Origin of the sequence: Wenzhouxiangella sp. AB-CW3, from assembly GCF_014725735.1 — a bacterium.
Taxonomy (GTDB): Bacteria; Pseudomonadota; Gammaproteobacteria; order Xanthomonadales; family Wenzhouxiangellaceae; genus Wenzhouxiangella.
The window spans coordinates 3,038,064-3,050,052 of the sequence record NZ_CP061368.1 but is presented as its reverse complement, the minus strand read 5'-3'; the positions used below and the strand labels follow the sequence as shown (position 1 = coordinate 3,050,052).

The 11,989-nt window shown below is 60.7% G+C and carries 8 protein-coding genes; all 8 read left to right on the top strand.

Going from position 1 to position 11,989, the window contains the following annotated elements; translation table 11 throughout:
• The first annotated feature begins 60 nt into the window (after positions 1 to 60).
• The 8 genes from IC757_RS13175 to IC757_RS13140 all read left to right on the top strand — a co-directional run bounded on the left by IC757_RS13175 (position 61) and on the right by IC757_RS13140 (position 11,644).
• Positions 61 to 1,011 carry a proline racemase family protein gene (locus IC757_RS13175; RefSeq protein ID WP_190974759.1) on the top strand — a complete coding sequence of 317 codons (951 nt, stop codon included), beginning with the start codon at positions 61 to 63 and terminating at the stop codon, positions 1,009 to 1,011.
• Positions 1,011 to 2,123, top strand: coding sequence for an NAD(P)/FAD-dependent oxidoreductase (locus IC757_RS13170; protein WP_190974758.1), 1,113 nt, complete (start codon positions 1,011 to 1,013; stop codon positions 2,121 to 2,123). The genes IC757_RS13175 and IC757_RS13170 overlap by 1 nt, the downstream gene beginning before the upstream one ends.
• Entirely contained in the window at positions 2,120 to 2,371 is a 252-nt protein-coding gene (locus IC757_RS13165; RefSeq protein WP_190974757.1) for a (2Fe-2S)-binding protein, read from the top strand. Before IC757_RS13170 ends, IC757_RS13165 begins: the two co-directional genes overlap by 4 nt.
• Entirely contained in the window at positions 2,368 to 3,678 is a 1,311-nt protein-coding gene (locus IC757_RS13160; RefSeq protein WP_190974756.1) for an FAD-dependent oxidoreductase, read from the top strand. Before IC757_RS13165 ends, IC757_RS13160 begins: the two co-directional genes overlap by 4 nt.
• Positions 3,675 to 4,580: a dihydrodipicolinate synthase family protein gene (locus IC757_RS13155; protein ID WP_190974755.1), complete on the top strand. Its 906-nt coding sequence runs from the start codon at positions 3,675 to 3,677 to the stop codon at positions 4,578 to 4,580. The genes IC757_RS13160 and IC757_RS13155 overlap by 4 nt, the downstream gene beginning before the upstream one ends.
• The gene (locus IC757_RS13150; RefSeq protein WP_190974754.1) at positions 4,580 to 6,172 is read left to right on the top strand and encodes an aldehyde dehydrogenase family protein; all 1,593 of its coding nucleotides are present in this window, start codon (positions 4,580 to 4,582) and stop codon (positions 6,170 to 6,172) included. The genes IC757_RS13155 and IC757_RS13150 overlap by 1 nt, the downstream gene beginning before the upstream one ends.
• Positions 6,173 to 6,185: 13 nt before the next feature.
• A complete protein-coding gene (locus tag IC757_RS13145) occupies positions 6,186 to 8,498 on the top strand; it encodes a DPP IV N-terminal domain-containing protein (protein WP_223846136.1) in 2,313 nt (770 codons plus the stop codon).
• A 233-nt stretch (positions 8,499 to 8,731) separates the two neighbouring features.
• Positions 8,732 to 11,644, top strand: coding sequence for a TonB-dependent receptor plug domain-containing protein (locus IC757_RS13140; RefSeq protein WP_223846135.1), 2,913 nt, complete (start codon positions 8,732 to 8,734; stop codon positions 11,642 to 11,644).
• Positions 11,645 to 11,989: the final 345 nt, after the last annotated feature.

Here is an 11,989-nt window from a genome sequence, read left to right as displayed (position 1 = left end):
GCATAGCGACAACCGGAAACTCACTAGTCTGTGTGGATGGGCAGTGGGATCATTGCTTCCATGGACTGGATTGAAGTAATGGACTCCCACACGGCCGGTGAGCCGACCCGGGTTGTGTTGTCGGGTTTTCCCGATCTCGGCCAGGGTGACGTGCTGACTCTGCGTCAGCGCTTTGCCGAGCGCCACGATGCCTGGCGGCGCGCCATAGTCTGTGAACCGCGCGGGTCTGATGTGCTGGTTGGTGCACTGCTGGTGCCCCCGGTCAGTGCTCAGGCCTGTACCGGGGTCATCTTCTTCAACAACGTCGGTTACCTGGGCATGTGCGGGCATGGCCTGATGGGGGTGGCCCGTACCTTGCTGGAGCTGGGAAGGATCGGCTACGGACGGCATTGGGTTGATACGGCAGTGGGCCTGGTGTCATTCGACATCACCGCCGATGGCTGCATCTCGCTGGAGAACGTGGAAAGCTATCGCCACCAGGTGGACGTGGAACTGACCGTGCCCGGACATGGCCTGGTACGTGGCGATGTGGCCTGGGGTGGCAACTGGTTCTACATTACGTATCAACCACCCTGCTCCATGTGTATTGCCAACGCCCGTGAGCTTGGCGAGTACGCCGAAAGCATTCGCAAGGCCCTGCGCTCACAGGGTATTTCTGGGCCGGAAGGTGCTGAGATCGATCACATCAAGATCGAGGGCTGGGCGCCGGACGGCAGTGGTCAGGCACGCAACTTCGTGCTGTGCCCGGGCCTTGTGTATGACCGCTCGCCCTGTGGCACCGGTACCAGCGCCAAAGTCGCCTGCCTGGCTGCCGATCAGCGACTGGCCGAGGGCGAGTTGTGGGTGCAGCAGGGCATTCTGGGAACCCGGTTTCTCGCCAGCTATCGACGGGGTGAGCGGGGAGTCATTCCGCGCATTTCCGGCCAGGCGCATGTCACGGGTCGGTCCCGTCTGTTGATCGACCCGGACGATCCCTTTGCCTGGGGCATAGCCAACGAAGCGGCCGCCTGATGGCTCGCTTTGATCTTGTTGTCGTGGGTGCCGGTATTGTCGGTGCCGCCTGTGCCGAAGCCGCTGCCGGTGAAGGGCTGCGGGTTGCCGTGGTGGAATCGGAAACCATTGGCGGCGGCACGACATCGGCGGCGATGGGACACGTGGTGGCGCTCGATGGCACACCGGAAGAACTGGCGTTCGCTGCCTGGTCGCAGCAGTTGTGGCAGCGTTTCGCTGCAAGCAGCGGGATCGAGCTCAACCGTTGCGGAACGTTGTGGCTGGCACCCGATGATGCCGCACTGGCCGAGCTGTCGAAACAGAAGCAAAGAATGGCCCAGGCGGGTGTGAATGCCGACATGGTCAACCAGACCATGCTGTACCGGCTTGAACCCGAACTGGCACCGGGTCTGGTCGGTGCCCTGCGGGTGTCGGGAGATATGGTCATCTACCCGCCCGCAGCAGCCCGCCTGCTGATGGACGTGGCCTGTTGCAATGGTGCCGAACTGTTCTCTGGACGACGTGTGCTCGAGGTCCTGTCCGGCGGGGTGCGGCTTGATGATGGTGAGGAGCTGACCGGGCAGGTGCTCCTGGCCTGCGGTCTTGCACTGCCCGAGTTCTTGCCGGAACTGCCGCTGTACCCGCGCAAGGGCTACCTGGCCATCACGGATCGCCATCCCCGTTTGATCAAGCATCAACTGATTGAAGCCGGGTACGTGGATTCAGCCAAGTCCACCGAAGAGGACAGCGTCGCCTTCAATGTGCAGCCGCGTCCCGGCGGACAGATTCTGATTGGTTCGACACGGGAAACCGGGAACACCGATGCCTCCATTGATCCCGAGATGCTGGCGCGCATGCTTCGTCGAGCAACCGGGTTTCTGCCGGCATTGCGCCCGATGCAGGTGATTCGGGTCTGGAGCGGCTTTCGACCGACCACCGCGGATGGCCGTCCCTACCTGGGCGCTGTGCCCGGTCGAGACGACGTCTGGGTGGCGGCCGGCCATGAAGGCCTGGGTGTGACCCTGGCGCTGGGCAGTGCACGTGTACTGATTGATCAGGTGCTTGGACGCGCGCCGACTCTCGCGCTGGACTGTTTCTCGCCGGAACGCGTGGTGCGAGGTGCGGCCGCATGAGCAGGCAGTGGATTCATCTGACCGTCAACTCCCGGCCGCTTTCCGTGCCGGCGGGAACCAGCGTGGCCGCGGCTATCGCCCGGCTCGATCTCGGTTTCAGGCGCTCGGTGAGGGGTCAGACGCGAATGCCGCTTTGCGGGATGGGAGTCTGCTTTGAGTGCCGGGTGCGAATCAATGGCAGGCCGGGGCAACGCGCCTGCATGGTTCCGGTCACCAACGATATGTGCGTGGAGGTCGATGCGCGATGACATCGGTCAGCCGGGAATTTGATGTTCTTGTTGTCGGTGCCGGGCCCGCTGGCCTGGCTGCGGCCCGCGCCGCCTCCCGGCACGGTAAGCGTGTTGGCCTCATGGATGCCCGGGCCGATGCCGGCGGCCAGGTCTGGCGAACCGATGTAAAACAGGGAATGCCGCCGCCGGCGCGCCGCATGATGGCCGCGCTGACCCGTCATGGCGTGACCTGGTTGGGGCAGTCGGAAATCCTGATGGGACAGCCCGATGAGCTGTTGGCCGAGACGGCAAAAGGCACAGTGCGCGTGCCGTGTCGGCGCCTGGTGCTGGCCACCGGTGCCCGGGAGCTGCTGTTGCCGTTTCCCGGTTGGACGCTGCCGGGCGTGATGGGAGCCGGCGGGGCACAGGCGCTGGCCAAACAGGGCTGGCCGGTGCGTGATCGCTCGGTGGTGGTTTCCGGCAGTGGTCCGCTGCTGCTGGCCACGGCCGCCACGCTGCGCCGGCATGGTGCCCGCGTACTAGCGATCCACGAACAGACAGCGCCGCGCAACCTGTGGCGATTTGCCGCTCACCTGCCCCGCTGGCCGCAGCGACTGCTGCAGGCCATGGCTTTGCGTACACGCCTGGCCGGGGTGTCTTACCGGGCTGGCAGCGTGGTGACTTGTGCGCACGGCGATCAGCGACTGCAAGCCGTGACCGTGGAGGATCACCATGGTCGACGGCAACGTATCGACTGCGATTTGCTGGCGACCGGTTACGGACTTGTACCGAATGTCGAACTGGCCGCGATGCTGGGCTGCCAACTGACCCGGGAGGCAGGGCAGCCTTGTGTGCTGGTTGATGACGGCCAGCACACCAGCATCGGCCATGTGCTGGCCGCAGGCGAAGTGTGCGGTATCGGTGGACGTGATTGCGCGCTGATTGAAGGTGCCATTGCCGGACACATGGCCGCCGGCCATGCCGCCCCGGCACAGGCCCTGGCCCGGCAAAGACGGCGTGCCCGCGCCTTTGCCGGGCTGTTGCACGACTGCTTCCGGCTGGACGAGCGTGTTGCTGCGCTGGCCGGAGACCATACCCTGGTGTGCCGCTGCGAGGATGTTCCCCTGCACGCGCTCCGCGATTGCACCGATGCTCGCGATGCACGCCTGGCCGCGCGTTGCGGCATGGGGGCCTGCCAGGGACGGATCTGCGGTGCGGCCCTGCGAGTGCTCAGGCCGTTTCCGGGATATGCCAGGCCGTTGGCCCGACCGCGGCCTCCACTGGTCCCCGCCACCATAGATTCACTGACTTCCCTTTCAACCCACTCAAGAGGTGCTGATAGATGAGTACACATTCGATGTGGCACGGCGTACTGCCGGCCATCACCACACCGTTCACGCAAGCCGGAGACGTTGATCACGAGTTTCTCGCCCGGCATTCGCGTCACCTGGTCGATGCCGGATGTCGCGCCATCATTCCCATCGGTTCCCTGGGCGAAGGCGCCACGCTTTCATTCGAGGAAAAGGCCGAAATCATCCGGACGGTTGTTGCCGCAGTGGGTGATCGTGTGCCGGTGGCCCCAGGTATTGCCGCACTGACGACCGATGAGGCCGTGGAGCTGGCACGCGTGGCCAAGGACGAGGGCTGCGGTGGCCTGATGGTATTGCCGCCCTATGTCTACAAGAGCGACTGGCATGAAATGGGTGCTCACATGCGTGCAGTCATGCAAGCCACCGAACTGCCGGTCATCTTCTATAACAACCCTCTGGCCTACAGGGTGGACTTTACGCCAGAGCAGATTGCGGAACTGGCCAATGAGTTTCCGCACATGCAGGCGGTCAAGGAATCTTCAGGCGATATCCGTCGCTTTGCCGCCATCAAGGAGCTTGTAGGTGATCGGTTGACCCTGCTGGTTGGCATGGATGACCTGTTGGTCGAAGGTGTCAGCATGGGGGCGGAAGGCTGGATTGCCGGTGTCGTCAATGCCTTTCCGGAAGAGTCGGTTCGCTTGTTCGAGCTGGCGCGTGATGGTGGCTACGAGGCGGCGCGAGAGTTGTACGACTGGGCGTTGCCGTTGCTGCGCATGGATACCGTGCCGAAGTTCGTTCAGTTGATCAAGCTGATGCAGGAGCGGGTCGGACTGGGCCAGGCCACGGTGCGCGCACCGAGACTGCCCCTGTCCGAGGAAGAGCAGCGCCAGGCCCTGGCGGTGATCGATCAGGCCATTGCAGTGCGAAAGGCCGCGTGATGAGTAGTGATCAGCCGCTATTGCTTGCCGGGTGCTGGCAACCCAGCATGGATGCGACCAATGTTTTTCGTGCCGAGGATCCGCAACAAGGTGTGGCCATCGGGCCGGAGTTTCCGGTCAGTGGCCAGATCGATCTGGAGGCGGCCCTGGCCGCCGGCCAGGAGGCTGCAGCAGAGTTGTCGGCGGCGAGTCCGGCCCAGGTGGCCGATTTTCTTGCCACCTATGCCGATGCTCTGGCCGGTGATGCGGAGACTCTGTCCAATTTGGCCCATGCGGAAACTGCCTTGCCAAAAACGCCACGCCTTGTGCAGGTGGAGTTGCCACGCACGGTCGGTCAGTTGCGCGAGGCGGCACAGGCCGTGCGGGCATGCAGCTGGACTCATCCGGTCATCGATACCGAGGCCGGTCTGCGCTCACACCTGGCGCCGCTGGGTAAACCCGTTTTGGTGATGGGGCCCAACAACTTTCCGTTTGCCTTCAATGCAGTGGCCGGCAGTGATTTTGCCTCCGCCATCGCGGCGCGCAATCCGGTCATTGCCAAGGGGCATCCGTCGCACCCGGCCACGACCCGACGCATGGCCGAACTGGCGCATCATGCGCTGGCCACGGCCGGGCTGCCTGCTGGCACGCTGCAGTTGCTCTATCACTTCGACCATGCACTGGGCCAGCGAGTGGCCGCCGACCGACGACTCGGGGCCATTGCCTTTACCGGTAGTCGTCAGGCCGGACTGGCACTCAAGGCAGCAGCCGACCCGGCCGGCGTCCCCGTGTTTGCCGAGCTCTCCAGCCTGAACCCGGTATTCCTCCTGCCGGGCGCGCTGGCTGAGCGGGGTGGGGACATTGCCAACGAGTTCGCCAGCTCCTGCATGCTGGGCAGCGGACAGTTCTGCACCAATCCGGGGCTGGTTGTCGCGCCCCGTGGCCGTCATGGCGATGACTTCGTCGACCAGGCCAGTCAGTTGTTCGGGCAGGCCGATCCGATGGTGCTGTTCTCGCGCGGTGTCCTCGACGAGCTGGAAGCATCCGTTGAGCAGTTGCGTGCCGCCGGCGCCAGCCTGATCTGTGGTGGCCACTCCGGTACACCCGGATATCGTTTTGTTCCCACGCTGATGAGCGTCGATGGCGAGCGCTTTCTGGCTGACAGTGAACAGTTGCAGGCCGAAGCATTCGGGCCGGTCAGCTTGCTTGTTCGGGTCAGCGACATGGAGCAGGCGCTGGCAATAGCAGAAGTGCTGGAAGGTAATCTGACGGCAGCCATCTACCGCGGCGGCGACGGTGCAGACGATGATCACTGGAAGAAACTGGCAGCCCGCCTGCGGCCGCGCGTCGGGCGCCTGATCAACAGTCACATGCCCACCGGCGTGGCTGTCAGTGCGGCACAGAACCATGGCGGGCCGTATCCAAGCACGACCAGCGTCCATCATACTGCTGTGGGCATGCCGGCGGCGATTACCCGCTTTGCCGCACTGCACTGCTACGACGATGTTGCCGACGATCTGTTGCCCGTCGAGCTGCGAGATCGCAATCCTGGTGGTGTACAGCGCCTGATTGACGGTCACTGGACAACCGCCGACATCGAACCTCGGCGCTGAACCCTGGAGAGACATGATGCAAAACAGACATGCTGGCGTATTGTTCCTGCTGCTCTACTGCCTTGGTGTCACCACAGTCGTGGCGGCACCGGCAGTGAACGATTACGAGCGTTCTCTGAACCTGCGGGATCAGTGGATGTACCTGACTCGGGATATTGCCGAGCCCGCTCGATGGGCCGATGAGCAGCATTTCTACTATCGCCGCACAACAGCCGGTGGTTTCGAGTTCATGTTGCGTCATGTAGAAGACGGCGAGGCACGGCCAGCCTTCGATCACCAGAAACTGGCTGATGCGCTGGCCGATGCAACCGGCCGCGAGCAACAGGCACTGAGGCTGCCATTCAGCTCGTTCTCCTTCCGCGATGACCGGCGAGCCGTTCGTTTCCGGGCACACGGAGACGAACTCCGCTGCGACATAGAAGACGAATACGCATGCCAAACCGTGACACGCGACGGACCGGAATCCCGTCCACGAGCCTTCGGTGTGGTCAGGGACCTGTCGGTCCCGGCCGACAACACGCCCAGACCTTCACCGGATGGTCGTTACGAGGCTTTCGTGCGTGATCACAATGTGATGCTGCGCAGCACCGAAGACGGTGAAGTCCGCCAGCTCAGCCAGGACGGCACCGAAGGCCACTTCTATGATCCCGAAAGCCTGGTCTGGTCGCCGGATTCCAGCCGCCTGGCCATCTACCGGGTCCGGCCCGGTTATCCGCGCCAGGTCAAGCGCGTGGAAACCGCACCCGGGGATCAGCTTCAACCGCGCCTGCAATCCCAGCTTTATCCCAAGCCGGGAGATCCGGTGGATATCGAAAGCCCGGTAATCTTTCAGGTCGACGAGTCCCGCCAGCTCAATGTCTCCACGGACCTGTTCGCCAACCCCTTCCGCATGTCGGCCATGCAGTTCCGCGACGACGGAAAGTCGCTGGCCTTTCGCTTTGTCGAGCGCGGGCATCAGCGGGTGCGACTCATTGAAGTGGATACAGAAAGCGGCGAGGCCCGGGTGGTCATTGATGAAACCAGCGAGACTTTCGTCAACGACTGGTGGCACCGTGGTTTCTTCCACGATGTCAAGCAGCTCGGGCGCGAAATCCTGTGGATGTCGGAAAGAGATGGCTGGAACCACCTTTACTTGTACGATGGAAAGACTGGCAGGGCCCGGCAGCTGACCGAAGGAGAGTGGGTCGTTCGCCGGGTGCTGGAGGTGGACGAACAGCGTCGCGAGATCTGGTTTGCCGCCAGTGGCCGGGAACCCGGCGATCCCTATTTCCAGCATGTCTACCGCATCGACTTCGATGGGCGCAATCTGCGCCACATGACCCCGCACGATGCCTGGCACGATGTCAGTCTGTCCCCCGATCTGGACTACTACGTGAACACCTGGTCGCGGGTTGATCATCCCACGGTCAGCGAGCTGCGAGATGCCCGCAGCGGCGAGTTGCTGGCCACGCTTGAAGAAGGTGACGTCGAGACCTTGAAAGAAGCCGGGTTCCGCTACCCGGAACCCTTCGTCGCGCCGGGGCGAGATGGCGAAACACCGATCCACGGACTGATCGTCAGGCCCACCGACTATGACCCGGAACAGCGCTATCCGGTCATCGAGAACATCTACGCAGGCCCGCATGATTCCTTTGTGCCCAAGACGTTCTGGCCATTTGGACGCCATGCAGCAGGCGACAAGGTAATCGGCATGCAGGCCCTGGCCGATCTCGGCTTCATTGTCGTGCAGATTGACGGCATGGGCACCATGAATCGGTCCAAGGCATTTCATGATGTCGCGTGGAAGAATCTCGGCGATTCCGGTTTCCCGGACCGCATTGCCTGGCACCGTGCGTTGGCCGAAGCCGACCCTTCCTACGACATCGAGCGAGGCGTGGGGATCTACGGGGCTTCGGCGGGTGGTCAGAGTGCGTTGGGTGCCTTGTTGTTCCATTCGGACTTTTACACCGTTGCGGTGGCCTATAACGGCTGCTATGACAACCGCATGGACAAGATCAGCTGGAACGAGCAGTGGATGGGATGGCCCGTGGATGAAAGCTATAGCCAGTCCTCGGGAGTGGATCAGGCTCATCGTCTGCAGGGCCGCCTGCTGTTGATCCTCGGTGAGCAGGACAGCAATGTCGACCCGGCATCGACCTGGCAGGTGGTCGATGCACTCATCCAGGCGAACAAGGATTTCGATCTGCTGGCGCTTCCCGGTGAAGGGCACGGAGTGGGAAGATCGAACGGCCCCATCGATTATGTTAATCGAAGAAAATTCGACTTCTTCGTAACTCACCTGCTTGAGCAGTCCACGCCGGAGTGGAATAGACAGACTACTCCCTGAGTGCCACTCGCCGGGCAGGCTGAAAGTTTGCTCCGGCAATCCCGGTGGTGGTGCGGAGCAGTGACGTGAGAGGTTTCTCGGTACTGCTTGCAATGTGCCGACTTCCGCACCAATTGGGATTCATCCGTGCTATAGAACACATGCGTCTCTTCCTAAGATTGACCTGTAAATGCCGAGACTCCGCACAGGAGCAGCAAGATTCAATCTGAAAAACTCCGAGAGGGAGGAAACGTATGAAGGGTTCAGACAGACTAAGCAGCGCAGTTCGCATGCAACTGATGTGTGGGGTCGCACTGGCAGTCTTTGCCAACGTAAACATGTCTGCTCAGGAGGCAGGGGAAGACGAGCCTCGGGAGTCGGAGAGTGCGCCCGAAGCCCTGGAAACCATTGTTGTTACCGGTTCGCGGCTCCGTCGAACGGGATTCGATGCTCCAACTCCTACGATATCGGTCGAAGCAGAAGAAATCGAGGCGGCGGGTATCGTGAACGTGGCCGATATCATTAATGAACTTCCACAGATTGCTACTGGCTTCTCCAACGAGAATACAAGTTTTAGTTTTGGAAACATTGGGCTCAATCAGGTCAACTTGCGCAACCTGGGAGTGCGGAGAACCCTAACGCTGGTGAATGGTCGTCGCAGGGCGGGAACGCCGGACGACTCCAACTTTCTGGCGTTTGATTTGAGCAACATTCCAACGGCGCTTATCGAGCGAGTTGAAGTGCAGACCGGCGGCACATCTGCCGTGTACGGTGCCGATGCTGTCGCGGGGGTCGTCAACATTATCCTCCGTGACGACTTCGAAGGTTTGGAGACATTCGGTCAATACGGGATAACCGGAGCCGGCGATTACGATACATCAATGTTCGGGCTGACCGCGGGCGCCAACTACGACCGTGGCAATGCCGTCTTTCACGTCAGCCGATCAGAGAATGACCGCCTCACCAGAGCTGACCGCGATCTAGGGGCAAGCTTCGCATTCGTTTCCAATCCCGAGAACACCGGGCCGGACGACGGCATTCCCGCCAGAATCCCTCTACGGGACCTGAGGTTCGCATACTTCGGTATTCCAACGCCGACGGCGTTCCTGCCGTTCGGTTCTGATGGTGAGTTCACTGACGTCATCTTCGATAGCAGCCTGCAGACGTTTCGTCCGATAGAGGCGGGCCCAAGAGGCGTGATCGACGGATCCTACTCTCAAGTAGAAGGTGGCACCCAAGGCCCGGATACCCTGGTCGCTCCGCTTGAGCGGACAACGATCTTCGGATCGGCGAACTATGAGTTGCGGCCCAATCTGGACTTCTTTGCCGAGGGCACTTTCAGCGATAGCAGCGCTGAGGATCGTATCGGCCCGGTCTTTGACTCCTTCAGCACGTTCGTCAGTGTCGATAACCCATACATGCCTGAACAGGTCCGTGAAGGCCTTCTGGCGGAGGGGTTGGACGAATTCTCGTACGCACGACAGCACGACGAATTCGGCATGCGCGGGGCTGATATCAACCGTAAATACTATAGCGTGGCTGTTGGCTTTGAAGGTTCAGTGGTTGACGACTGGACTTGGTCGGCTGCTTACGAATTTGGGCAATCCAACACAACGAACCGCAACTTGAACGACCGAATCGATGAGCGGTGGTTTGAGGCGTCGGACGCCATTCGAGACCCTGATACAAACAAGATTGTGTGTCGTAGCGCTAAAGCGCGGGCCCGCGGTTGCGTCCCTGTCAATATCTTTGGCGAGGGAACAATTTCACAGGAAGCAGTTGACTACATCCGCGTGGATCACACCACCACCACTGAAACTACACAGAATGTCTTTCAGACTCTGGTTGCAGGGGAGTTGTTCGAGGTGCCCGCCGGTGCTGCCCAACTCTCCGCTGGTCTTGAATATCGAAAAGACGCCTTGGATTTCAGGCCGTCATCCGTATGGAAAGGAGCCCAAGGCTTCTTCGCGAGCCAGTTTTCGCCGGTCAGAGAATCGAATGACGTTAGAGAAGCGTTTGCTGAAGTTCTTGTGCCGTTGGTAGTTGATCGTCCGCTGATTCAAGCCCTGGAGGTTGAAGGGGCTTACAGACGTTCTGACTACCAGCGTGCTGGCGGAGTTGACTCCTGGAAGTTGGCCGGTTCATGGGCGCCGGTGGATGATGTCCGCTTCCGGGTTACCCGGGCGCGAGCAGTGCGCGCTCCGTCCTTGGGAGAGCTTTTCGATCCCGGTAGCCGGGGTGCTGCCGGGTTGAGCGACCCATGCGATCCGCTGCTTCTCGATAGCGGATCTGAATCACGGCGCTCGAATTGTGCAGCCCTGGGGCTTGATCCCGACACCTTCAATCCTGACACCCGCAGGGTCACAACACTGGTGTTCACCACCGGGAATCCCGACCTCGATGTGGAGGTCGGTGACACATGGACCATCGGCGCGGTCGCGCAGCCTCGCTTTGCTCCGGGGCTGAGTATCTCAGCAGATTGGTACAGCATCGATCTCGGCGGCGGCATCGCCCGTGTCGGAGCCCAGCAGATTCTCAACAACTGCGTGGATCTGCCGAGCCTTGACAATCAGTTTTGCGACTTTGTTACTCGCCAGCCAGATGGGAATATCGGAGAAGTGCGCGACAGCTACATCAATGCGTCAGCATTTGAGGTCGAGGGCGTAGACATGGAAGTGTCCTATCAGTTTGACGGTGCAGATCTTTTCAGAGTCGACCGTGAAGTAGGGAGCTTCAACCTCAGGGGTATCTCCTCCTATCTCATGAAAAACCGCTTCATTGAGCGTGACCTGGTCAGTGGAGAGGAGACACCCTTCGAAAACGCCGGACTATCAGGGAATCCTGAGTTTCAGTTCATTGCTAATATCGGCTATGAGTTCAGAAGGTTCAACCTGACCTGGCAAAGCCGATATGTGGGCGGTACCGTCACCAGCAATATAGTTGAGAACCCTCAAGAGGACGTTGGCGAATGGTTCAACATTCCGTCCATTTGGTATCATGACCTTTCCGCCGGCTATAACCTAACTGATGATCTCCGGGTTTATGGCGGGGTGAATAATGTCTTCGACACCGGTCCCCGCGGCCATCCGTTTACGGCTCGTGGCAATCAAGTTCATGACAATCTGATTGGCCGTTTTGTATTTGCAGGCGTCCGAGCCCGTTTCTAGGAAAGCACTGTGACACGCACTGAGGGCCACTCCGCAGGTGGCCCTCTTTCCCGCACCCCTTTTTGGGATCGATGCGACATGCGGCGGGCAGATCGAACGGCCCCGTCAAGTCTGTTCAAAGAGAAAAGTTCGACTTCCTTGTCCAGCACTTGCAGGGTGCGATCGTGCCGAAGGGAGATCGCAAGCTTGTGCCGGATTCCGCATCAAATTGATTCAATGAATGCTATAGCGGCCGGAATGTTCCTCCCTAGTATGAGTTGTAAGACAAGCAATTTTCATCTCAACGAACAGGGAGGAGGGATAAGCAATGCAGGAATTCTATTTCAATGCAGCTTTGAAAGTGAT

Bases quoted from the DNA above. Each gene is read 5' to 3' on its own strand.
- IC757_RS13155 (WP_190974755.1), top strand. From the start codon at position 3,675: ATGAGTACACATTCGATGTGGCACGGCGTACTGCCGGCCATCACCACA.
- IC757_RS13175 (WP_190974759.1), top strand. From the start codon at position 61: ATGGACTGGATTGAAGTAATGGACTCCCACACGGCCGGTGAGCCGACC.
- IC757_RS13170 (WP_190974758.1), top strand. From the start codon at position 1,011: ATGGCTCGCTTTGATCTTGTTGTCGTGGGTGCCGGTATTGTCGGTGCC.
- IC757_RS13145 (WP_223846136.1), top strand. From the start codon at position 6,186: ATGATGCAAAACAGACATGCTGGCGTATTGTTCCTGCTGCTCTACTGC.
- IC757_RS13140 (WP_223846135.1), top strand. From the start codon at position 8,732: ATGAAGGGTTCAGACAGACTAAGCAGCGCAGTTCGCATGCAACTGATG.
- IC757_RS13160 (WP_190974756.1), top strand. From the start codon at position 2,368: ATGACATCGGTCAGCCGGGAATTTGATGTTCTTGTTGTCGGTGCCGGG.
- IC757_RS13165 (WP_190974757.1), top strand. From the start codon at position 2,120: ATGAGCAGGCAGTGGATTCATCTGACCGTCAACTCCCGGCCGCTTTCC.
- IC757_RS13150 (WP_190974754.1), top strand. From the start codon at position 4,580: ATGAGTAGTGATCAGCCGCTATTGCTTGCCGGGTGCTGGCAACCCAGC.